Source organism: Portibacter lacus, from assembly GCF_021533215.1.
In the GTDB taxonomy this organism is placed as follows: Bacteria; Bacteroidota; Bacteroidia; order Chitinophagales; family Saprospiraceae; genus Portibacter; species Portibacter lacus.
Genome location: NZ_JAJNKA010000004.1, coordinates 139,828 through 163,666 on the forward strand (window position 1 = coordinate 139,828; position 23,839 = coordinate 163,666).

Genomic DNA, 23,839 nt, shown 5'->3' on the forward strand with positions numbered 1-23,839 from the left:
CTATCTGATGACAGTAACATCTCCCGTCGTTTGCACTAATTCTCCATTATCAGGACAAGTAGCTTGGACGAGATAGGTATAAACTCCAGTTTGCACAGGAGATCCGTCGATCGTTCCATCCCAACTATCAATCACTGTATTCGTATGAAACACTTGCTGTCCCCAGCGATCAAAAATAGTTACTGACTTTATATCATCAAATGCAGGACTGTCAATGTTTAACACATCATTGTTTCCATCATTATTAGGAGAAAAAATATTTGGTATTCCGATCCCTGAAGCCGCACTCTGACAACCATAAAATTGTCTAACATTGACACTTAAAGTATCTGAGCATCCACTTTCAGGCTCCATAATTGAAACAGAAACCACTTGAGCTGTATCTTGTTCTTTGATCATGACAGACGGACAACTTGGACAATCAACCATTTCTGCTGGACTCCAAGAATATTCATAGTCGCCACCACTGAAAATCTGTAAATCCACCTCTATCTCCTCTGTACCTTTGAAATATTGTCTTACCTCTGGAAGCTGTGCAACAATTTCAGGGTAAACCATCACTTCTGCATAGGCAGTATCCGAAACACATCCTCCTAGGTCTCCTATTGCCATAAAACGTGTGCTGACCATGGTATTCGATGTCGGATTCATTATTTCCGTGTTCGAAATCATCTCTATATCTCCTTCCCAGTGAACATTATCTATAATACCACCTGCTCTTAATTGAGACATTTCACCATAACATACGGTATCACCTACTACTTCTAAGTTAGCCTTATGCAGGATGTTAATGAATACAGAATCCTTAAGTGTGCATTCATCCTTCGTCGATTCTAAATAAAACAGAGTCGATTCTGTAATGTTGGCGCCAGTTAAAAAATCATTTGGCGAGTCTACTAAATTACTCGGACTCCACCTCACATCTCCTTCCACGAATGCTAATAAGACCGGTTGTTCAGTAATACAGACCTCTTGATCTTCACCAGCATCGATATCATCCTGGAATAGTACATCTACGACAAGAGTATCTTTAACCAGACACCCATATTCATTTGTAATTTCTAAAAAATAGGTACTTAAAGCATCAGGTGAAAGATTTACTGTTGTACAATCTCGGCAATCTTCTAAATTTGACCATAAAATATCAGATCCATAGTCAATGGTCATTTCCAGTGATGAACCGAAACATATTGTTTTATCTGGACCAGCAAACCTCGTTTCATCATTGATTACTTCTACATATACCGTATCTTGAACACTACAGGTATATTCATTTTTCGCTTCTACGACATAAAATTGGCTACTATTAAGATCTTCTATTGTGCTAACATATTCATTAGAAACAACCTCACCGATAGAATTATACCATGCAAATACATCATTCTCATCAGCACTAAGTGCAGCTAATGTGATTTCAGTATTAATACAATTAAATGTATCTTTTACTGGTTGTAAGATCGGAGAGAATCCTACATTTATGTAATTCTCCTTCGTTAATGTATCTGCGCAAAACCCATTCTTAACAACTAATTGCGCAACATACCTTCCTGTATCGGCTACAGCATATGCTGGATTCTGAATATCATATGTATCTGATCCTATTTGCCAATAATAGGAGGTAATAGGATTTGTGCTAAATGTTTCGTCTTTGAATTGTACCGAATTAGGGATTACATCACAAAATATAGAATCTGATACCGAAAATCCCGCTTCTAAAGCATGGGTTTGGATGGGTTCTCCCTCTTTAGTAATCTTACAATTTTCTTTATCTTCTAGAATAATCTTTGGTACAAATTCTCCAGGTTCTAAGTAAGTGTAGTCCACATTAGAAAAGTCAGTCTCTCCTTCTACTTCCGCTAGATTTCCATCACCATAATCCCATGTTAGTAAATAATCTTCAGCTAGGGCTGCTTCGAAACTTACTTTTAATGGAACACAACTCGAATCAATTTTAAAGGTAAATTCACCTTGTGGACCTTCCAGTTGAATAAGATCAGATAATAGGATTGTATCTTGGCAATGTTCCGTTCTTACAGCAATTAGCTCTACATCAAATATCCCTGGTGTAATGTATAAATGCTCTGGAGCAAACTCACCAGAATTCCCACTCTCATCTCCAAAGTTCCACTTATGGTTCAAACTATTCATTGACCGATTTATAAAAGTGGTTGCTAGCGGTGGACATGATGCGAAAGTACTGTCTGCTGCAAAAGAAGCAATTGGATTCGCAACTCTTACAGGCTGACTTAATGTAATGTCATTAACACAAGATTCATCATCCGTTATTCGTACAGCCAATTCAAAATCACCCTCTTTAGTATACAAATGTTTAGGATGAGGCTCCTTACTATAGGTTCCATCTCCAAAACTCCACCTATACTTATATGAACTAGAATGCAGTATATTTCTAAAATCAATTTCATGCGTTGTGCACGAGAGACTATCTGCAACTAATTCAAAATTAGGAGCTCTAAAATAGGCCGCTAGACCTGTAGTTATGGAGTCTTTACATCCCCATTCATCCTCGGCAACCAACTTAATATCATGTTTTCCTTTTTCCCCAGAAGCAAAAGCTCCATTTTCTAAATAACTCGTATCTATACCATCACCTAAAATCCACTGGACACTTGTGATACTACTTAATACACTAGTGGAAGTATTTTCAAGGAACAAAGTATCGTTTAAGCAGATCGGATCAGGAATGGGAAATGAAGCATTAACCTTATTTACTCGAACTTGACTTGTGAAAGAAGTGTCTTGGCACCCGTGCCTATCAGTCACAATTAGACCAATATCATCAAATTCACCTGCAGGATATATGCGCATCGTTGGATTCGGGAGTGTATCATCGCTGAAAGTACTCACACTTGATATGTATTTCCATGAAACAGCATCTACCGATTGATCTGTAAACTCTAAGTTTAATGGAGCACATCCTTCATGCGTAGACACCGAAAAATCTGATTTTAAATCGCTGATCCATACCGTATCAGATTTTATATTTTTACAACCAGTTTCATCATTAAAAGCCTCTAGCGAAAGAATGTAAATGTCTTTATCTGGAAACACAATTTCTAAGCTATCTTCCAGTGGTTTTGTAATCGTCTCACCTCCTAGTTGATAGCTCCATACAATTGAATCATAATGAGAAGATCTATTGATCGCTTTTATACGGTATGGGTCTTCGCAATTGTATTCTAAATCAAACGCAGCTCCTGGATAATTAACAAAAAATAAATTAGGTTTTGTGATAGAATTGTAACAGCCGTTTTGCCCAACATTTAGTCTAACCGTGTAGTATCCAGGTGAGCTAAAAGACATGTCTGGATTAGGTATTTCACTCAATAATGAATCATTAATTTCCCAATTCCAAGTATCTACATTGTTAGAAGACAAATTTTCGAAACTAATCACTTCTCTAGGACAAACCACATCATCACTTATTCCAAATTCCACACTTGGCATAGTTCCTCCTCTTAGAATTTCACTGCTGTGGATAGAATCAATACAACCTACTGAATTTTCAACAACTAAGCTTAAACCATAACGACTTACCTCATCCATCATGATACTAATATTTTCTTTATTACTAACTAAAGAATCTGGTCCACTTACACTTTTTGATTTTAAAATCTCCCATGAAATGTTACTTAGCGGAACTGTAGAATTGCTACTTATTCCGAGATCAGCTGAAAATGGGATACACCCTTCTGTTTGGCCAGTTATCTCAATTTTAAAAGGTTCTATATCTACAGTATCAATAAGTTTCAGTGTCCTACAGCCTAATTTACTATCTACCATTAATCTCACTTCATATGATCCGTATTCTGGAAAAGCATAAGAAGATTCCTGGTCTGACAATATAGCTTCATAAGCTCCTGGTTTTCCTATGTACCACCTATAAAGACTTCCATCATTATAATCTGTTTTAAAAGTTACTTCCGCCGGAAGAAGGCAGCTTTTTGATTTATCAATTTCGAAATTAAATTCAGGGTTTTCAAAAACTTCAACTTGATATTGTGAAACTTGAAGACCAGAACACTCTGCTGTTTTTCTTGACAGAGAAATGGTATATTTTCCTGGATACTTATAAGTATGGCTAGGATCTCTTTCTGCTGATTTTGTTCCATCTCCGAAATCCCATTCCCATTTATCCGCTTCTACAGGTGATAAATCTTCAAACTGAACGATTCCATTTCGACAAATTTCCTTTGGATAAAAGTCGAATAATATGGTTCCACCCGAATTTATATAATCTTTAAGAATTAACGTGTCCGAACAAAGTGTCAAAGTATTCTTAGCAATAATCCGCACATCATAAGCACCCTCTTCACTATACACGACCTCACTTGGATCATATCCTACATATTCTTCGCCATTTCCGAAATCCCATGTATATTCTATATTTTCTTCATCGCCGAAATTCACGAAATCTACGGTCATTGGAAATGAACAACCTATAGGATCTAGCGTGGTTACTTTTATCTCTGGCAGTGCTAGCACTTCAATTAAATTTGGCTTCGTAATAGTATTCGAACAACCCTTTTCATCTGTTACAGATAAACTGATTGAATAGATATCTGGAGTATTATAATTACTAAATATTTCTCGAGCCGAGTCAGACGTTTTTATAATTCCGTTACTTCCATTAAGTCCCCAGGACCAGTTCTTTATTATACCATTAGGCGAGCTTGATAAGTCCGTATAGTTAACCAGTAATGGAGCGCAACCAGAGGTCACATCAATTTTAAAATCTGCTTTAGGAATTTCATAAACTGTAACAAACTTTTCTTTGCATAGTGAGGCTGAATTCCCATTATCATCTTCTACGGTGAGACATATGTCAAAACTACCGATGCTTGCAAATATTTTTCCTGGATTTTGCAAATGAGAGCTCCCATCTACTAAATCCCATTTCCAACTTACAATCTTTCCATCTGAGCTGATGGATTTATCTTGAAAATTAACTTGGATACCTGAACATCCTTCATTGACATCTGCTTCGAAATCTACAGTAATTTGTGCACTTAGGAAATTACCAGCACAACAAAATAACATCAATAGTAAAACACCTTTTAAATCGTTTAAAATCATAACATATTTTAAAAAAATGAATGGGTGTACTAAAATTCTACGCGGGGATACGGGTAATTGGGTGAACGAGTTTAGGGGTATACGGGTATAGGGTATACGGGGATGTGGGTATAAGAGTGTTGTGTTTGGGTAAGGGTGTGTGTGGGATTTGTATAATTGACACAAATTTTACAATCGCCACCTACAAATTGAATAAAAATTAATTCTAAAACCTATTTCATCGAGGTTGAAAAAGATTTCAAATGTAAGTATACATAGAAACAGCCACTTTTTTGCTCTAAAATTAATATTAAATAAAAATATTTAATCTAATATGAAATTTTATATAATACTACCTAAATCATCAAACTACGCCCAGATTTGAAAATTAACATCTAAAATTGAAAATTATATAACTAATCCATTATGTTTATTTGTTGAAAACAAAAACTCGAGTCCCCATACTTATAAAAGGATTCCAAAAAATAAATTGACAAAACAAAAACTATGAAAACTATTGGATTAACGGGTGGAATGGGTTCCGGCAAATCTTACATCGGAGCTATTTTCAAATTGATGAAAATTCCTATCTATGATTCAGATTTCCATGCAAAGAGATTAATGATCGAAAGCGAGGAAGTTAGAAACCAAATTATTTCTTTGCTCGGATCAGAGGCTTATAATGCTGACCAGACACTCAATAGAGAATTTGTAGCTAGCCAAATTTTCAATGACAATAAAAAACTCACTCAGATCAATGAGATTGTACACCCTGCAGTCAGAAAAGATTTTAGTGAATTTGCAGCAGCTCATACCGATTCTTCATATGTGATTAACGAAGCTGCTTTATTTGTTGAAAATGGGACTTACCAAGATTTTGACTACTTAATAACTGTAGTTGCTCCGATGCAAACAAGATTAAGAAGACTGAAATTAAGAGATAAGAAACCTGAAAAAGAGATTTTAAAAAGAATTACACAACAAAGTTCCGATCGAGATAAGATACTAAAAAGCCATTTTGTTATATATAATGATGAACTCCAAGATCTATTTCAGCAAATTACTGCGATTCATCAAGCGGTCGGAAAATAATTCTTTAATTTAGCAAAAAAGAGAAACAATGATAGAGAAAGAATTGACTTCAGAGGATTTAATTGCAATGGAAGATAAATATGGTGCTCATAATTATCATCCTTTACCAGTAGTACTCTCTAAAGGAGAAGGTGTATATGTATGGGATGTAGAAGGCAAGAAGTACTTCGACTTCCTTTCCGCATATTCTGCTATTAATCAAGGACATTGCCACCCGAAGATTATTAAGGCATTAACAGATCAAGCACAAGAATTAACGCTTACTTCCAGAGCCTTCTACAACGATGTGCTTGGCAAATATGAAAAATACATCACTGAATATTTTAATTACGATAAGGTACTTCCTATTAATTCTGGTGTAGAAGCAGTAGAGACCGCTATTAAAGTATGCAGGAAGTGGGCCTATGAGAAAAAAGGACTAGAACCGAATACCGCCACAATCATATTCGCAACTGGTAATTTTCACGGACGAACTCTTGGTGTAATTTCAGCTTCGACTGATCCAGTTGCCACGAATAATTTCGGACCATATCTACCTGGAATCGAAGTCATTCCTTATAATGACTTGACAGCACTAGAAGAAGCATTGAAAAAGCCCAACGTCGCTGGATTTTTGGTAGAACCGATCCAGGGTGAAGCAGGAGTGTTCGTCCCCGATGAAGGATACTTAATTGCTGCAGCAAGATTATGCAAAGAGAATAATGCCTTGTTTGTAGCTGATGAAGTGCAGACTGGAATCGCAAGAACAGGCCGATTACTCGCAACTTGTGGAAATTGTACTTGCGAAGGTCACTGTGAAAAAAGACCTGATGTGAAACCAGATATTCTAATCCTAGGAAAAGCATTGTCTGGAGGAGTTTTTCCCGTTTCTGCAATCCTTGCGGATGATGAGGTCATGAATTGCATAAAACCTGGTGAACATGGTTCTACTTTTGGTGGGAATCCACTTGCTTGTGCAGTTGCTATTGCTTCACTAGAAGTGGTGAAAGATGAATTGCTACAGGTAAATGCTCAAAAATTAGGTGTTATATTCAGATCAAGGATGAATAAGATCGTTGAAAAATCGGACTTGGTCAATCTTGTTAGAGGAAAAGGATTACTAAATGCAATCCTTATCAATGATGATGAAGATAGTGATACTGCATGGAATATATGTGTCGCGCTAGCAGAAAATGGATTACTTGCTAAGCCAACTCATGGGAACATTATCCGATTTGCGCCACCTCTCGTTATGACAGAAGAGCAAATAAATGAATGTTGCGATATTATTGAAAAAACCTTATTAACTTTTGAAAAGTAAATACATCTTATTCCTACTCCTGCTCATTAGTTACGAAGTAGCAGGACAGATATACAATGTAGAGCAGCGGAGATTGGTAACCGATACAACTGGCTGGGCTGGAAAGGTGAGCTTATCGGTCTCCGCTTCTAAATTCACGAAGTCGGTCTTCTCTTTAAATGCGAGCAGCCATTTACAATATAAAACAGACCGAGATTTATATCTTTTCATTGTCAATTATGATATCATCAATGCAGATGGTGAAAATTTTGACAATCGGGCTTACGCACACCTGAGGTATAATCGGAAACTGAATGAGTGGGTTAGATTAGAGTATTTCTTTCAGATTCAGAATAATGCATTGACCAAAGTAAGGGAACGAATTCTTAACGGAATTGGAGCACGAATGAAATTATCGAATTTTGAAAAAGCCAAATTCTATTTCGGATTAGCTTATATGCATGAATATGAAGTGCTTACTGAACCCGTCATTAAAAACAATGATCATAGGATAAGTTCCTACTTTACCTTCACACTACTTCCTGAAGATGGTATAAGTCTATCGAATACAACTTACATCCAACCTTTGATCAAGGACTTTAACGACTACCGTGTTTCTAATGATACCAACCTACAGTTCGCCATTAGTAAAAACCTTCACTTTTCCACCATCTTCACTTTTCTGTACGATGCGAAACCACCGATAGAAGTGCCTAGTCTGAATTATCAAATCCGAAATGGAATCATCTATAAATTCTAAGCTGAGTAATTAATTAAATATAAAAATCTGGATAGATAATAAAGCTTTAATCTGCCTCGTTTATATAATCTCCTTAATTCTTTGCGCTTTTCCCCCACTTTTAGCACATTTTCAAACAAAAATTCAACATTTATAGCAATCTTTACACATTAAAAATAGTTTTAATATATTAAAGAACGATACTTATGCTTCGATGCATTGCTATAACGATATGTTTACTTTCCAGCTTGCTGGTTAACGGACAACTTACTGCTACTTATACCCAAGCTGATCGATACTTCAGTGAAGGTATGGACCTCTTCAATCACGCTAACTATGGTTTAGCGATGAAGAAATTTGCAGAAGCCCGAAAGATTTCCATTACCCAATTTGATGAAAGGTCTCAATTCTTAAAGACGGAGTCTTCATTCATGGAAGCCAAGTCTGCCCTAAGAGGAAACTTTCCAGGGTCTGAAAAAATGATCATGGATTTCTACTATGGCAATCGACCAGATCCACTAGCTTTCGAGGCAGTGAAAGAAATTGCCGATCTAAAATTCGAAAAGAAGCTTTATAAGGAAGCCATCGAATACTATAATTATATCGGGATCAATAAACTATCCAAGGAGGATAGAGCGGAAGTCCTATTCAATCTCGGCTATAGTCATTTTATCAATAAGGATTTCGAGACTGCTCAGAGAAACTTTAATCCTATTTTAGGTGAAGATACCGACTACTACTACCCTACTTATTACTATATGGCCATGATCCATTTCTTCAATGAAGAATATGATAAAGCCATCGAGTATTTTTTTGTACTGGAGAACTTCCCTGATTACAAGACTAGAATCCCGTACTACATTGCGCAAATCTACTTTGCTGAGAAAAAATACGATGATATTGCAGAATATGTCCCTGCCCAGCTGAATAATCCGGACGTTCAGAATGTAAAGGAATTAAGATACATTCTTGGACAAACATATTTTATTCTTAATAAATATCAAGCTGCATTACCTCATCTAGAATATTATGAATCGCAGTCAAGAAAGATGCGTAAGGAAGATTTCTATCAGCTAGCTTTTACTCAATACCAATTGGGCTACTTTGAAAAAGCAGCGAAGAACTTCAAAGAATTAAGCAATCTCGATTCTAAACTCGGTCAAGTAAGTAATCATTACTTAGCTGATTCATACTTGAAAATTGGACAAAAAGAAGAAGCAAGAGTCTCCTTTAAAAACGTGATGGATTACAACCTAAATCTAGACATGGAACAAGAGGCAACCTTTAACTTTGGAAAACTGTCTGCAGAATTAGGTTATGATAGAGCAGCTATTTCTTCGTTGATTTCACTTCCACCTTCGGCAAGAGATTACACGCAAGCCCAGGCTGTTCTAGGTTCGCTTTTCGAATCATCGAAGGATTATACCATGGTTATTCAGACGATCGAATCTATGGAAAGCAAGTCGCCTGAAATTCTTAAAGCATATCAGAAAGTCATTCTGGAAAGAGGGATTCAATTGATCACAGACGGTCAGAAAACATTGGCAAAGAAAACATTGCTTAAAGCCGCTTCGACACCAGTAGATCAATATTATAGTGCAATCATTTACTTTCACATTGCCGACATTTCACACCAAGAAGGAAAGTTCGACTCTAGTATTGACTACCTTAATAAATACTTTACTTTGATTAATATGACTTCGCCACTTCCAGAGAGTGCAAGTCCGTTATTAGCGAATTACATTCAAGCATATAACCATCTGAAACTTAAGTCTTACAGTTCTGCTCTTGACCGATTTAATCAGAGTAAAACCATCATGAAGGTTGAGAATTACAAAACCAGCAATGATATCAGAAAGCGTAGAATGTATGCCGATATTCTGAATCGAATGGGAGATTGTTATTTCACAGTTAATCAATACCGTAAGGCATCTGAGCAATATCAAGAAGCATCTAAGATCGATTTTCCTGGACAAGATTATGCGTTTTTTCAATTAAGTATGATACAAGGCCTCCAAGGAAATTTTTATGAAAAGATCGTTTTGCTTGATGACTTGAACAAAGTTGTTCCTAATTCTTCTTTCAGAGACGACGCCTTCTTCCAGATTGGAGAAACTCAGTTGATGCTCGGAAATGCTAGAGCAGCAGAACTTGCTTACCTAGAAATATTCAATTTTAACGGTCGCTCGCCATTGATTACTAGAGCTTTATTGAAACTAGGATTAATCGCTTATAATAAAGGAGACACCAATAAAGCAATCGAATATTACACGAATATTTTCAAGAATAATCCCAATAAAAGTGAAGCGCAAGAAGCATTGGTTGCCTTGGAGGAAATCTACATTCAGGATTTAGGAAAAGCTGATGAATTCGTAAGTATCGTAGAAAAGTCTACTGGGTATAAGATGACTTCTCTAGAAAGAGATTCCTTAACCTATATTGCTGCCCAAGGTCGATTCGAAAATGGGGAATACATCGAAGCCATAGACTCTTATACGAAATACATAGATCAGTTTCCGAATGGAATCAACCGACTTCGGGCCATCTATAATCGAGCAGAAAGCAATACCATTCTGAATAATTACGCTAAAGCACTGCCCGATTATGATCGAGTAATTAATGCAGGACAGAGCGATTACTACGAGGATGCCATTTACAAAGCAGCAGTGATTGCATACAATGATCTTCAGAAGTTCGAAGAATCTTTCAATTATTACAATTTGCTGCAAGATGTCACAAGTGATAAACTGCTACAATATGAAGCACAAGTAGGCGCACTTCGTTCAGCGAATCGATTCGGTGATCTGAATGCGGTTCTAGCCATGTCCAGTAAGGTGATTAATAATCCACTAGCGGGAAAAGAAGACAAGGCATTGGCTAATTTCTTTTCGGGCAAAATGAATTATGCTAATAAATCTTGGGCAGGTGCGAAAGCGAATCTCCAGCAAGTTGTTCTACTAGTAGACAATGAGAATGCGGCAGAAGCGAAGTACCTACTGAATGACATATTATTCAAGGAAGGCAAAATTGATGAGGCCGAGGAAATTACCTTAGAAACGGTTAGTAATTCAACAGCATATCCTTATTGGGTGGCGAAAAATTTAATCCTTCTTTCGGATATCATGATTAAAAAGGATGATTTATTTAATGCGAAAGCAGCCATCGAAGCGGTCATCGAAAACTTCCCTGAATCTGAAGAATTAACTACAGAAGCGAAGAAAAAACTTGAAATTATTATCCGAAAGGAAAAAGAGGCCAATCGAATAGAAGATACAACGGAAACAATTAAACTCGATACAATTGGAGCAAATGAATAAGATAATCTGGATAGGTATTTTTGTTTTTGTAGGTCAATGTTTGAACGCTCAGACACCTGACTCTATTAAGAATCTACCTGCTGAACAAGTAGAAGTCATTAAGCAATTCGAAGCAAGACTAGAAGATGCTAGAAAAGTAAATACACTTCCTGAACCGCCAGCGCAGCGGGTATTAGAAAAATTCAATTATTCGGTCAATATCAGACCGATCGAACTGGCATATTTGGATCCGGTCATACGACCAGTAGCCATCCCTGCTAAAGCCAAACCTATCAAATACAATGGTTTTGTGAGAGCAGGAGGTGGAAATCTCAACACTCTAGATGCAGGTTTAGGTTATCACTTTGTCACAAGAAACGAAACTGGTTTTACGGTCAATGCAGACTACCTTACGATGGAAAACAAGGCCGAACGCTTCCAAAAGCGTCAGCAAATTATTGCGGACATTGGAATTGATCATAATTTTAATGCGCTAGTAGCATTCGGAGCAAATATCGGTTATCACCAGAAAGACATCGGTTTTTATGGCTCACCATTAGATTTTGTGCCAGAAGATACAACAGCATATTTCAGAACAATTGCAGATTATGGTTTTGGATTCAATTTATATAATGCGGAGGAAAATGAATATGATGTCAACTACAACTTAGGATTTGACTTTAAGAATGTTTCTCTGAGAGACGAAAATTTGGACGAAAACAACTTTAAGGTAGATGCAAGAATTGAAAAAAACATCAATCAACAATTCAACATATCTCTGGACGGACTTGTGGATATTACGAGTATTATAGACACTGGATCTACAAGCATTAACAACTACCACATTAAACCTGGGTTCGCTTATAATAATGAGCAATTTAGATTCAGTGCTGGGGTAGATTTTGCTTTCGCGAAGGATAAAACGTACTATTTACCAGATGTTGAGATCAGCTATAGTTTGTTTGATCTAGGGCTAATACCCTACGCGTTCTGGAATGGAAATTTACAGAAAAACCATATGAAGAGTTTAGTCGAATATAATCCTTACTTGAGTGCTTCGGTTGTTCCTGATCTAGGTAACACCGTTCATAATTTTTACGGATTAGGATTCAAAGGAACGGTCAAAAAATTAAATTATGATGCTAAGGTGAGTTACGGCTCTGTTGCTGACCTTGTCATGTTCAGAAATCAAGTCAATGAATTAGGATTGAGACAATTTGTTATTCAAAAGGACTCTGCGAATGTTTTAAAATTTGATGTCAATGCAGAGTATAAATTCGGCGATCAACTTGAAATGAATGCTCATTTTGGAATTCAAGACTATGATATCTACTTGTTCCATATTCCAACTTATCAATTTGATTTTGGCTTAAAGTACTATTTATTGGATCAGAAATTGACCATAAATCCTTCGCTTTATATTCGAGATGGTGTCAATGTATTCAATGATGATTTCGAGGATGAAACATTACCGTATATGTTGGACTTAAACCTTCATGCGGATTATAAGATTCATGATCAGTTTTCTCTTTATGTCCAATTTAATAATCTACTAGGAAGTGAGTATCAGCAATGGTATGACTATTCGAATTTTGGATTGAATATACAGGGAGGATTAAAAGTGAGATTTTAGAGAATTAGGACGTTAGTTCATTGAGCCCGAACTTAAGTTTACAGGAGCCCAGAATATTACTTGATTCTAGGTATCCAGTTCTTTACCAGAATATTGTAAATGCAGGGAAATTAGATCATTGAGCCCGAAAATTAAGTTTACTGGAGCCCGGAATACTCCTTGATTCTAGGGACCCAGTTCTTTACCAGAATATTGTAAATGTAGGGAAATTAGATCATTGAGCCCGAAAATTAAGTTTACTGGAGCCCGGAATACTCCTTGATTCTAGGGACCTATTTCTTTACCAGAATATCGTAACTGTAGGCAAGTTAGATCATTGAGCCTGAAAATTAAGTTTACTGGAGCCCGGAATACTCCTTGATTCTAGGGACCTATTTCTTTACCAGAATATCGTAAATGTAGGGATCACTGAGCTGACTCCTCCGAAACCTCTACTCCTCCCCTTCTCATTTAGCAAGAAGTCTCACATTGATCAATCATTCTTAAAGCCGATCGTCGGTCGATTAAACACCTTCATCTCTTCCTCCAAGTTTAATTTATTAACATCGTCAAAAATAATCTGCGCCCGACCATTCTTCGGCCTATCTTCCGCTTTAAGAGAAGACAATCTTAAATTTTGATTCTTAACGATTTCAAGCACAACATTCCGAACATCTCTCGCATTCCCGAAAAACTTATCTCTAAATTTATGGGCATACTCTAATTTCTCAGAAAGCAATTTCACTGCCTTTGGAGTAATATGGTAATTATCGTCGGTGATCATTTTCATCGCAATCATCGACAACTCAGTCGGCGTATAATCGTCGAACCTTAGAATCTTATCAAATCTAGAATTCAATCCTGGATTCGCCTTTAAGAAAACTTCCATGTTGTCAGGATACCCAGCTGCAAAAATGAAAAACTCTCCTCGATGATCTTCCATTCTTTTGAGAATAGTCTGAATCGCTTCATTTCCATAATCTCCTTGAAGTCCATTGTAATTCGAAAGTGCATATGCCTCATCTATAAATAAGACACCACCCATCGCCTCATCAATTTTCTCCGCTGTCTTAGTCGCTGTCTGTCCTACGAATCCAGCGATCAATCCCTGACGATCCGTCTCCACCATGTGACCGCGTTCCAGAATTCCAAGGGCCTTATAAATCTTCGTCAAAATTCTAGCCACCGTCGTTTTTCCCGTTCCTGGATTACCTACAAAAACTGTGTGTAAGTAAAAATTATTAAGCACATCTTTTCCACTTTCCTTGTGATACTTAACGATTTCTACAAGCTCTCGTATTTGCTTCTTCACACCTTCTATACCGATCATACTATTTAACTCATCAAGAGCAGTTGTCAACAACACTTTATCTATCGGAATATTTGGTCTAATGATCGCCTCCTCCTCTTGAATTGCTTTCACATCATCACCTATGATATAAGATAAAGCCACAGTATCGAGTTGATTCGTCTTTCCTTTCATCACCCTAAGACCAAGATTCACCTTCGCTTTCTCTATCAAATCAAATACATACCTTGCATTTCCAAATGTCTTATCTCTATCTCTAAATTCAGAAACAATCAAATCATCTATGATTTCTTTTGCGTCTTCACTCAGCACTACCTCCTTCTCTATACAAGCATATTCCGCAATCTGAGAAAGCTCTTGTGGCAAATAGTCTTTAAATTCATAAAACAGCTTAAACCTAGATTTTAATCCAGGATTCGAAGCAATGAAGTGATCCATTTCCTTCGGATAACCTGCAACGATTACTGCCATATCGCCCTCGCCATTAGACATTTCCTTCACCAAAATTTCGATAACCTCTCTTCCGAAATCTTTGCTATCATCATTTGCTCTTGCAAGTGCATAAGCCTCATCGATAAATAACACACCACCTCTTGCTTTTTCAATAGCTTCTTTAACCTTGGGAGCAGTCTGTCCGATGTATTCTCCTACCAGATCTACCCTATCTACTTCATGAACATGGCCTTTCGTAAGTAGGCCCATCTTTTTATAAATCAGCCCCATTAGTCTAGCAACAGTCGTCTTTCCTGTACCCGGATTCCCTTTGAAAACCGAATGAACATTGATATCATCTTTTTCGAGGAAACCTTTCTCCTTTCTAAGCTGTAGGAACTTGATGTATTGTGCATGCTCTCGCACCTGCTTCTTAATATGAGATAAGCCAATCAATCCATCCAGCTTGACCATTAACTCTTCGAAAGTTTGGTTTTCCTCTACACCAGGTGTTAAGATCACAGGTTCTCTAGTATATGGCAACTGAACCATCGGAACACCTTCCTCAAAATTCTCACCGACTGTAAACGGCACCACAGCGACCAGTTTATTTAAGAATACAAGTTCGACTGTATATGCACCATCTCGCCACGAACCTTTCACATTCGATCCCCATCCTGCACTAATTTTCACAAATTCGTCCTCTTTCTTAACCGTCTGAAGTCTGGTAACTTGACCTTTCAGCTCCCGAGCCTCATTGTAGAACTTAGCAAAAAGCTCACAATGCCATTCTTCGTGCTGATTCTTATTTTTTAGTAAAATTTCATTGTAAATGTAACGTGTCTCTTCTCCAGAAAACTCAGTTAGATAAGTTCGATCGGGTTCATTCACGTCATCATACTTTCCTTCGTATAACTTTAGCGACTCTAGATCGAAATACAAGTTCTCCTTTCCATTGACCTTCGCCCCGACATCTTCTACATAAAAGTATTTTGTAGCTACTTTTTCACCATCTATCCAAGCTTCCCAATAGTAAGTTCCTTTCTTCCAGAATACGCCTTCTTTTTTATTTCCCCAGCCTTCTCGAATGTAAACAACATTGTCATACTTGCTCACTTTGCGCTTGAAATCTAAAGCACATACCTCTTTTGTATTATTAATAACATCGAAGCATTTTAGTTGAATTCCCACTTCCCACACAGAGCGATCAAACTCCTTATTATGGAAGGAAAGTTCTGCATAAATATAGGATGTTTCATACCTGTCAAATACTTGACGATATTTCTTCTTATTATCTGCTAACCACTCCGTAGAAGCGTAAACCATAAGTTCTCTAAACTTATATTTCAGCGCTCCTTTTGTTTCGTTCGTTTCTGCCATGGAATTTCATTTCAAATGATAATTTAATAAATAATAATCATTCTTGCCAATTTATTGTTTCTAAGGAGACCTACCTTAACATTTAATTATTTGATTCAAAAAACACACTTATCCGACTTCAAAAAGATAAAACATCAATAAATCATGGTGGTTACGAGTGTCTCATTTTCCAATTACCTCTTATCAAAATAACTGTATTCGATCTAAAAAAACTTGAATATTTAGCTCTGCTACTAGAGCTTTTGTCCTCCAGAAAAGTTGCTTTCGGCTGTAATTCATTGAATAAATGCTATAAATAACTGATTTATCGGCTTCAGTGAAACAATTCTAATTTCTTCGGTGTTCCTAGGTATAGTACAAAAAATTATAATAGCTTTGCGGCTATACTATTATGGCAAGAATAACATTTACATTTGAAGATAAAAGCATTCCAACGAAAATTGTTGAAAATGCAGAGGAAGGATATTCAATCCTAGAACTTACGGAAGATCACGACATTCATCTTAACCATAACTGTGGCGGAGTTTGTGCTTGTAGCACCTGTCACATTTATGTTGAAAAAGGGGAAGATGATATAGAGGAGATTTCTGATAAGGAGGAAGACTTTATTGACCGAGCAATCAATCCAAGGCTGGAATCAAGATTAGCTTGTCAATGTGTCATTTTAAATAATGATGCAGATATAGAAGTTCAGATCCCTGATCAAAAACAAATTATTGGCCACGAACATTAAAATAAGATATCAATGGCATTTGAAAGTTTAGATGACATGCCCTATTCGTGGGCGGATCATGAAGATGTAGCAATGAAGCTTTATGATAAATTTGGTGATGATTTTACGGAAAGTAAAATTTACAGAATCCGATTTACAGAATTAATTGAGTGGGTGTTAGAATTACCTAATTTCGAGGGTCTTCGAGAAGAATGTAATGAAGCTCACCTAGAGCAGATCCAAGCAAAATGGGTTTACGAATGGAGAGACAACCAGTAGTTTTTGACAAATTCAAATCAATAGATACACTCATATTTGATGTAGACGGTGTATGGACAAATGGCGATCTTCTGATTACAGAAGATGGTGGATTACTTCGTACGATGAATACTAAAGATGGCTATGCTGGCGTGAAGGCTGTAAAAGCTGGTTATCAACTGATTGTAATTTCTGGAGGCACGTCTAAAGGTGTAGAGGATCGACTCAGAAAGTTAGGTATGAGCGAAGTACACATTGGTGTTCAAGATAAAATGGCTTTATTTAATGACATGGTGGCCGCTGGAAAAATAAATCCAGGAACAAGTCTATTCGTTGGCGATGACTTACCTGATTTCGATGTTTTAAAAGCTGTTTATTTATCGTGTTGTCCTGCCGATGCAGTTCCAGAATTACTAGACGAATGTGAATACATTTCTCCATATGAAGGCGGAAAAGGTTGTGTCCGTGATATTATCGAACGCGTTATGAGAAGTCAAGACAAATGGTAAAGATCGTCAGGCCGGCGAATTTATTTATCATCGGAATTACTCAAATAATATTTTGGTTTTTCCTAGTACAACCTGTCCTACTTGCTAATCAAGTTTCCCCTATTTTAAACAACTTCCTATTTACTTTGCTGATGCTAATGACATTGCTCGTCACTGCTGGCGGTTATGTGATTAATGATATGCAGGATATCTATACCGACGAAATTAATAAGCCTGACAAAAAAGTCATCGGCCACCAACTCTCGTTAAAGACAGCTAGGCAACTCTATTTGTTGCTAAACTTTCTCGCCTTAGCTTGCGCTATCTTTATCTTTTACAAGACCCAGTCTTTTAATATCCTTGCGTTATGCGGTGTTTGCATCCTAATTTTGTGGATGTATTCTAAGTATTTCAAGTCTACTATATTAATGGGAAATGTTGTGGTTTCTCTTTTAATTGGCCTGGTACCATTCATATTTGTAATTATTGAATCTAATGCATTTGGTGAATTGTATGATGAGGTTCCATCCGTTTACTTATCTGTGTATTCTGTCATCTTGTCCTTTACCATATTTGCTTTTTTTGCCAATTTGATTAGAGAGATTATCAAAGATTCGGAAGACCTAGAAGGTGACCAGCGAGCAGGAATATTGACACTAGCAACTGCACTTGGACTGAAGAAAGCAGATTTAGTTAGCCAAGTACTTACCGTAGTCTTGTTCATTACGACACTCATCTGGCTTTTCTTTAAAGAAATATATACTTCAGGTATAGAATTAACAGTCTTCATCCTCATTGTTATCCTTCCCATTACTTATTTATTTTGGAAAATTAACCGAGCTGAACGACATAAGTCCAAATACATCATCCTAAGTAGACAAATCAAATTTATAATGATCTTTGGGCTCGTATATCTATTAGTACATCTTAACATGAATTATGCATAAAATATTCCTAGCATCGAAATCACCTAGAAGAGCGGAAATAATCAGCAATGCAGGATTCGAGTATGAGTTAATTTCAATAGATGTTGAGGAGGTTTATCCAGAGACTCTACCTGCTGGCGAAGTTGCCGAATACCTTGCTACGCTGAAAGCCAATGCGTTATCTACGATTCCAGAAGATGGATTAGTATTGACTGCGGACACCATTGTTATTCTTGGAGATGAAATTCTAGGGAAGCCAATAAATAAGGATGATGCTAGATCAATGCTTGAAAAATTATCTGGCCAAAAGCACCTGGTCATCACAGGAGTTTGCATAAAATCTGCAAGTAAGACGATTTCATTTTCTGATGTATCTGAGGTTCATTTTGCCTCACTTTCAGCGTCGGAAATCGAAGCATATATTAACACTGCATCGCCATTTGATAAGGCAGGTTCCTATGGAATCCAGGATGGACTGGGAATGGTTGCCGTTACGAAAATCGTAGGTAGCTATTTCAATATTATGGGTTTACCGATTCACACGGTATATGAAAAAGTAAAAAACTGGGACACTTTATAAAATTTATTGATAGACTCTAATGAAATGTGGTTAATCGTTGCTCCTGAGCTAGATGAAGTATGCAGCGCACTTGAAATTTGTCCTGGTCACACCCCGACAACTAAGTTTCACTTGTTCTCTAAATCGTTTATTTTTCCCAACCCCACGGTGCCGAAGGAGTTTCAACTGGTTTCGTTGTATCAAAACTGACACTAAAAATTCTATCGGTGCCCACTCTTTTCAGATTATATGTAAACGATTTCTCATCTACCGTAATCCACCATACATTAGTAGATGCAGCGGGAATCAAATCACTAGTTTCCTGATCCGCTGGAAAGAACTGAATCTCTGGCAATCCTGAATTTGTCGATCTACCTCCGTATTGGGTCACTTTATCTGGGCTTCCATCTTCATGCCGATGATCATGCTTCAGTTTCAATATATTATCCGCTAAAGTTAAAACCCATGTTCTTGATTTATCATCTCCAACAAAGAATGGTATTCGAATTCGGTTTTCTTCACAAGACCTAACATGCATTAGTAATTTCTTTCCTACGAAACCATCACCTTCTTTTCCTCCAGCAGTTATTTCTCCTTCAAATGATTGCCCACAATAAGTGTTTAGCTTTTCCCAAAATTGCACAGCGCCTGTTTCTGATTGACAGAAACTAAAATTAAATGCAAACATTAGAATAAATAAGATCGATATTTTCATGGATTTTGAAATTACTCCAGTATATTAATTCTCTAAATTGATACAGAAAGCTTCACACACTTCCACTCTCCTTTCTGAATGGAATGAACGAATGTATAACCCTCAGCCTTGTAAGCGTCTAAAACCAAATCCTCATCTTCTCTTAGTATTCCAGATAACAGCAAAACACCTCCTGGCTTCAGATAATTCTTCAATGGTTTCGCAGAGTTCAATAGCACTCCTCTGTTGATATTCGCAAGAATAATATCATAAGCGAACTCATCTGTTTCCTCTAGTGTCTTTTGCTCGCATGTGATCTTTTCACATCCATTAATTTCAGCGTTGTACTTGGCATTTTCAACTGCATTTTCTTCTATATCAATGGCATAAATACCCGATGCGCCTAGTTTTTCAGCAAGGATAGATAAAATTGCAGTTCCGCAACCATAGTCAAAAACATATTCCCCTTCGAATTTGATTTCTTTCATCTCCGACATCATCATATAGGTGGTTTCATGATGAGCAGTCCCGAATGCCATCTTAGGTTCTAAGATAATATCGATCAGTCCTGCTTTCTCAGATTCTGGATGAAAGGGTGCTCGAACATAGCAGAAATCATTTATATTAACAGGTTCGAAACTAGCTTCCCACTTAGCATTCCAGTTCTCATTCTTCACAAGAACTACTTCGTAATCAATCCCATCTAAATCCAATTCCGACTTTGCTTCTTCCCATTCCTCAACTCCGAAATAAGCTATAACATCATCTTCTCTTTCTTCGATAGATTCAACTCCAGCGTTGCTCAAGTTATAATTCAATACTGCTCTCTGAATTTCGTCCTTAAGCTTAAAAATTATAGATACATATTGCTTCATTTATTTGAGTTTAGAAGCTTTTAAGGTGTTCAACAATAAAGAGGTAACCGTCATCGGACCAACACCACCTGGTACAGGTGTAATGTAAGAAGCTTTCTCTGATACTGCATCAAAATCAACATCTCCGACTAATCTGTATCCTGATTTCCTAGTTTCATCTTCTACCCTATTAATGCCTACATCGATTACTACTGCGCCTTCTTTCACCATATCCGCACCTACAAAATTAGGAATTCCGATTGCAGCGATAACAATATCAGCTCTCGATATTTCTCCAGCAAGGTCTCTGGTTCTTGAGTGCGTTAATGTAACAGTACAGTTTCCTGGATTAGCCTTCCGAGAAAGTAAAATACTCATTGGTGTTCCCACGATATTACTTCTTCCTACAACCACGCAATTCTTCCCTGAAGTTTCGATATTATAGCGCTCTAACATTTGCAATATACCATATGGCGTCGCTGGAAGATAACAATCTAAACCTTGCGCCATTTTTCCAAAATTGATCGGATGAAAACCATCAACATCTTTAGCTGGATCTATAGCTAGCGTAACTTTCGTTTCATCGATATGATCTGGTAATGGCAATTGAACGATGAAGCCATCTATATCTTCATTTTCATTTAATTCCTGAATGATTTCAAGTAATTCTTCTTCGGAAATGCTTGCATCTTTCTGAATCAAGGTAGATTCGAAACCCGCAAATTCACAAGAACGAACCTTATTTCTGACATATGATCGGCTCGCAGGATTATCACCTACAAGGACTGCAGCAAGATGCGGAATGTTTCCACCTTTCGCTCTGATCTCGTCAACTTCTAATTTAATTTCTTCCTTAATGGTTTGGGAAAGCTGCTTTCCATCGATGAGTTTCATAATCTGGTTTTATTCTTCTGCAAAGAAAAGAAATACAAAGTCAAAAATGAATTAAAATATCATTATTAAATTGAGAAAATGCGGCTAAGTCTACCTCATCGAATAACCTTTTATTTTACCTACAAGAAAAATAGGTATAATTTAGATCTTAATTAGCTATTTATTGACCTACTTCGTTTTCACAAAAACCATTGGCTTTCTGTAGTGCCCATCTTCAGAAACAATCTGTAATAAGTAAGTACCTTGAATAAGATTCGAAACGTTGATTTCAGTTTCTATACTTGTTAAGTCTCCTTTAAAATGAATATTTCCAATAATATCTCTGATTTCGAATTTCAGATCCTTCGAATAATGCCCTACAAATAAAAAGATTTTGTCTCGTGTTGGGTTTGGAAAAATTTGGAAATCATCGGTATGAATATTTACATATGCCGCATTAGAAAAAGCATAATCTTGGTCAAAGTTGACTTGCTTTATTCGATAAAACGAGCGTCCTAGCTTTGGATGTTTGTCTATAAACATATAAGTAGCATGTTCGAAATTGGTTCCCTTTCCATTCATTTCGCCGATCGCATACCAATTCACACCATCTTCAGATTTTTCTATTTCGAAAAAATCATTCTCTATTTCTAGACTCGTCATCCATCTCACCATCACTTCTTGCTTACTGATCACTTCCACTTCGAAGTGATTCAATTCAACTGGGATCATAGTAGAGGAGCTAGTCGATAGCATTCTCGAAGCAGCAAATAGTTCTAACTCATTTTCATCAACCGCCGCTTTTCCGTTAGGATCACTCAGGTTACTGTCATTGGCGAAAAGAAATCCACCAGTGCTTAAAAAATTTGATTGTGCAGATGTAAATGATATACTAATCAAAATTACAAATGCCACTAATATTGGTTTCAGGTCATGGAATTGCATAAATAATCCTTTTTATATAAGACCAAATAATTTACTCGATCCCCTACTATGTCGGTTATAATGCAAAAACTAACTTGACTTTTAGAAAAGATTAATTAAGATGTTTGAATTGTCAAAAATTATATGCTAAGATATTTCTCTAATCACTAAGCTTCTTTATTGGTGTCAATTTCACATCTTTAAATTCAACTGCAGCGCCTTCAGACTGTAATGCGATCTGCCCCTTCGTTACGGAGCAATCATAGCCATAATTGACAAGGTCATCATTTACCCAAACTTTGATTTTATCCTGAAAGCATTCCACCACCATCGTGTTCCATTCCCCGAGCGGATTTTCCGACCCATCGGTGAGATTAAGAATCCTCCTCTTCATCCCTTTAGTGTTCCCCCACTCTTCCTTCGGCCCCCTTCTTTCCACCATATTATCTACTGTAATATCTTCCACTATCACCCAAAAATCACCAGCATTCTCATGCATCATCTGTGCTTCTATAGATTTAGGAAACATATCATACAAAGACCTTGGCGTAGAGGCATGAAGCAAAACTCCGCAGTTCCCAGGCTCTCCTAAAAACTTATAAGTAACCTCTAATCTATAATTACTGTGCTCAGCGTCTGTGATCAAGTGACCTCTTGGATTGCCCATAGTAATAATACTATTCTCTTTAGCAATAAATGGACTTTCCACGTCAGTTGTATCCATATCAGGCACATCTATATGCCAGCCAGTAAAATCTTTTCCATTATAAAGGTCAATGGTCTTTTTACTTGAATGACAGCCTATAAATATCAAAATCAACAAGAGAAGTAGGAAACGCATTTTTTTTCCTTAAATGTAAGCATTGCTTTATATAAATTGGGCTAATCAACAGAAAAAGCATTTGAATAATTCGAAATCAAAGCAAGAAATTCTAAATCTGACTTTTGCTCTAAATAGCTTATATTACCTTATTTCAATTTTAATTTAAATTCAAAGCAATGGGCATCAAAGGTGATAAACATACAAGCGATTCAGAAAATGCTCAAATATTTCTGCTTGAGCAACTAGATCTAATAGAAGGCATCACTGCCAAGAAAATGTTTGGTGGTTACGGTATTTTCCATGAAGGAAAGATGTTTGGAATCGTAAATGCTATAGGTGAAATTTTCTTCAAGGCAACACCAGAATTAAGTCAAAAATATATTAGAAAAGGATCAATAAAACACAGCAGAATGCCCTACTATACGGTTCCTGAGGAAATATTAGAAGAAGATTCGCATATTGTTACTTGGGCAAATGAGTCTATCCAAGCATCGAAATAATTTAACATCGATTGTT

The 23,839-nt window shown here is 36.8% G+C and carries 18 protein-coding genes; 11 read left to right on the top strand and 7 right to left on the bottom strand.

The genetic code is table 11. The annotated features are described in order from the left end of the window. Positions 1-5,094, bottom strand: coding sequence for a PKD domain-containing protein (locus L2586_RS08160; protein WP_235292378.1), 5,094 nt, complete (start codon positions 5,092-5,094; stop codon positions 1-3). Between the two features lie 486 nt (positions 5,095-5,580). On the opposite strand from L2586_RS08160, the gene coaE reads away from it, so the two are divergent. The 5 genes from coaE (at position 5,581) to L2586_RS08185 (ending at position 13,112) form a co-directional block, all read left to right on the top strand. Continuing rightward, positions 5,581-6,165 (top strand): dephospho-CoA kinase, encoded by a 585-nt coding sequence (gene coaE, locus L2586_RS08165; protein ID WP_235292379.1) that lies wholly within the window; start codon positions 5,581-5,583, stop codon positions 6,163-6,165. Positions 6,166-6,193: 28 nt separating this feature from the next. After that, positions 6,194-7,465, top strand: a complete 1,272-nt coding sequence (gene rocD, locus L2586_RS08170; protein ID WP_235292380.1) for an ornithine--oxo-acid transaminase — start codon at positions 6,194-6,196, stop codon at positions 7,463-7,465. Next, entirely contained in the window at positions 7,455-8,204 is a 750-nt protein-coding gene (locus tag L2586_RS08175) for a DUF481 domain-containing protein (RefSeq protein ID WP_235292381.1), read from the top strand. The genes rocD and L2586_RS08175 overlap by 11 nt, the downstream gene beginning before the upstream one ends. A 185-nt stretch (positions 8,205-8,389) precedes the next feature. Then, complete coding sequence (locus tag L2586_RS08180) at positions 8,390-11,500, top strand: tetratricopeptide repeat protein (protein ID WP_235292382.1); 3,111 nt, start codon at positions 8,390-8,392, stop codon at positions 11,498-11,500. Beyond that, a complete protein-coding gene (locus tag L2586_RS08185; protein WP_235292383.1) occupies positions 11,493-13,112 on the top strand; it encodes a TonB-dependent receptor in 1,620 nt (539 codons plus the stop codon). Before L2586_RS08180 ends, L2586_RS08185 begins: the two co-directional genes overlap by 8 nt. A 472-nt stretch (positions 13,113-13,584) precedes the next feature. Here L2586_RS08185 and L2586_RS08190 read toward each other — a convergent pair whose 3' ends face one another. Continuing rightward, on the bottom strand, positions 13,585-16,212 hold the full coding sequence (locus L2586_RS08190) for an AAA family ATPase (protein ID WP_235292384.1): 2,628 nt from the start codon (positions 16,210-16,212) through the stop codon (positions 13,585-13,587). A gap of 391 nt (positions 16,213-16,603) precedes the next feature. Between L2586_RS08190 and L2586_RS08195 the strand changes: the two genes are divergently transcribed. The 5 genes from L2586_RS08195 to L2586_RS08215 are packed head-to-tail and all read left to right on the top strand — an operon-like array spanning position 16,604 to position 19,176. Beyond that, positions 16,604-16,945 (top strand): 2Fe-2S iron-sulfur cluster-binding protein, encoded by a 342-nt coding sequence (locus tag L2586_RS08195; protein ID WP_235292385.1) that lies wholly within the window; start codon positions 16,604-16,606, stop codon positions 16,943-16,945. 12 nt (positions 16,946-16,957) lie between these two features. Beyond that, the gene (gene iscX, locus L2586_RS08200; RefSeq protein ID WP_235292386.1) at positions 16,958-17,203 is read left to right on the top strand and encodes a Fe-S cluster assembly protein IscX; all 246 of its coding nucleotides are present in this window, start codon (positions 16,958-16,960) and stop codon (positions 17,201-17,203) included. Continuing rightward, complete coding sequence (locus L2586_RS08205; RefSeq protein WP_235292387.1) at positions 17,185-17,691, top strand: KdsC family phosphatase; 507 nt, start codon at positions 17,185-17,187, stop codon at positions 17,689-17,691. The genes iscX and L2586_RS08205 overlap by 19 nt, the downstream gene beginning before the upstream one ends. Then, positions 17,685-18,617 carry a UbiA family prenyltransferase gene (locus L2586_RS08210; RefSeq protein ID WP_235292388.1) on the top strand — a complete coding sequence of 311 codons (933 nt, stop codon included), beginning with the start codon at positions 17,685-17,687 and terminating at the stop codon, positions 18,615-18,617. The genes L2586_RS08205 and L2586_RS08210 overlap by 7 nt, the downstream gene beginning before the upstream one ends. Beyond that, positions 18,610-19,176 (top strand): Maf family protein, encoded by a 567-nt coding sequence (locus tag L2586_RS08215; RefSeq protein WP_235292389.1) that lies wholly within the window; start codon positions 18,610-18,612, stop codon positions 19,174-19,176. The genes L2586_RS08210 and L2586_RS08215 overlap by 8 nt, the downstream gene beginning before the upstream one ends. A gap of 127 nt (positions 19,177-19,303) precedes the next feature. Here L2586_RS08215 and L2586_RS08220 read toward each other — a convergent pair whose 3' ends face one another. The 5 genes from L2586_RS08220 to L2586_RS08240 all read right to left on the bottom strand — a co-directional run bounded on the left by L2586_RS08220 (position 19,304) and on the right by L2586_RS08240 (position 23,341). Then, positions 19,304-19,870, bottom strand: coding sequence for a hypothetical protein (locus L2586_RS08220; RefSeq protein ID WP_235292390.1), 567 nt, complete (start codon positions 19,868-19,870; stop codon positions 19,304-19,306). A 32-nt stretch (positions 19,871-19,902) separates the two neighbouring features. Continuing rightward, positions 19,903-20,724, bottom strand: coding sequence for a 50S ribosomal protein L11 methyltransferase (gene prmA, locus L2586_RS08225; protein WP_235292391.1), 822 nt, complete (start codon positions 20,722-20,724; stop codon positions 19,903-19,905). After that, positions 20,725-21,597: a bifunctional 5,10-methylenetetrahydrofolate dehydrogenase/5,10-methenyltetrahydrofolate cyclohydrolase gene (locus tag L2586_RS08230; RefSeq protein ID WP_235292392.1), complete on the bottom strand. Its 873-nt coding sequence runs from the start codon at positions 21,595-21,597 to the stop codon at positions 20,725-20,727. Between the two features lie 168 nt (positions 21,598-21,765). Further along, entirely contained in the window at positions 21,766-22,491 is a 726-nt protein-coding gene (locus L2586_RS24645) for a T9SS type A sorting domain-containing protein (RefSeq protein WP_235292393.1), read from the bottom strand. A gap of 169 nt (positions 22,492-22,660) precedes the next feature. Beyond that, positions 22,661-23,341, bottom strand: coding sequence for a 3-keto-disaccharide hydrolase (locus tag L2586_RS08240; protein ID WP_235292394.1), 681 nt, complete (start codon positions 23,339-23,341; stop codon positions 22,661-22,663). Positions 23,342-23,499: 158 nt separating this feature from the next. Here L2586_RS08240 and L2586_RS08245 point away from each other — a divergent pair, with 158 nt between their 5' ends. Continuing rightward, positions 23,500-23,823, top strand: a complete 324-nt coding sequence (locus tag L2586_RS08245; RefSeq protein ID WP_235292395.1) for a TfoX/Sxy family protein — start codon at positions 23,500-23,502, stop codon at positions 23,821-23,823. Positions 23,824-23,839: the final 16 nt, after the last annotated feature.

What these genes read in the sequence shown, in the direction of transcription:
- L2586_RS08240 (WP_235292394.1), bottom strand. Translation starts at nt 23,341, where the DNA reads ATGCGTTTCCTACTTCTCTTGTTGATTTTGATATTTATAGGCTGTCAT.
- L2586_RS08160 (WP_235292378.1), bottom strand. Translation starts at nt 5,094, where the DNA reads ATGATTTTAAACGATTTAAAAGGTGTTTTACTATTGATGTTATTTTGT.
- L2586_RS08220 (WP_235292390.1), bottom strand. Translation starts at nt 19,870, where the DNA reads ATGAAAATATCGATCTTATTTATTCTAATGTTTGCATTTAATTTTAGT.
- L2586_RS08195 (WP_235292385.1), top strand. Translation starts at nt 16,604, where the DNA reads ATGGCAAGAATAACATTTACATTTGAAGATAAAAGCATTCCAACGAAA.
- coaE (WP_235292379.1), top strand. Translation starts at nt 5,581, where the DNA reads ATGAAAACTATTGGATTAACGGGTGGAATGGGTTCCGGCAAATCTTAC.
- L2586_RS08185 (WP_235292383.1), top strand. Translation starts at nt 11,493, where the DNA reads ATGAATAAGATAATCTGGATAGGTATTTTTGTTTTTGTAGGTCAATGT.
- rocD (WP_235292380.1), top strand. Translation starts at nt 6,194, where the DNA reads ATGATAGAGAAAGAATTGACTTCAGAGGATTTAATTGCAATGGAAGAT.
- L2586_RS08215 (WP_235292389.1), top strand. Translation starts at nt 18,610, where the DNA reads ATGCATAAAATATTCCTAGCATCGAAATCACCTAGAAGAGCGGAAATA.
- L2586_RS08245 (WP_235292395.1), top strand. Translation starts at nt 23,500, where the DNA reads ATGGGCATCAAAGGTGATAAACATACAAGCGATTCAGAAAATGCTCAA.
- L2586_RS08205 (WP_235292387.1), top strand. Translation starts at nt 17,185, where the DNA reads ATGGAGAGACAACCAGTAGTTTTTGACAAATTCAAATCAATAGATACA.
- iscX (WP_235292386.1), top strand. Translation starts at nt 16,958, where the DNA reads ATGGCATTTGAAAGTTTAGATGACATGCCCTATTCGTGGGCGGATCAT.
- prmA (WP_235292391.1), bottom strand. Translation starts at nt 20,724, where the DNA reads ATGAAGCAATATGTATCTATAATTTTTAAGCTTAAGGACGAAATTCAG.
- L2586_RS08210 (WP_235292388.1), top strand. Translation starts at nt 17,685, where the DNA reads ATGGTAAAGATCGTCAGGCCGGCGAATTTATTTATCATCGGAATTACT.
- L2586_RS08180 (WP_235292382.1), top strand. Translation starts at nt 8,390, where the DNA reads ATGCTTCGATGCATTGCTATAACGATATGTTTACTTTCCAGCTTGCTG.
- L2586_RS08230 (WP_235292392.1), bottom strand. Translation starts at nt 21,597, where the DNA reads ATGAAACTCATCGATGGAAAGCAGCTTTCCCAAACCATTAAGGAAGAA.
- L2586_RS08190 (WP_235292384.1), bottom strand. Translation starts at nt 16,212, where the DNA reads ATGGCAGAAACGAACGAAACAAAAGGAGCGCTGAAATATAAGTTTAGA.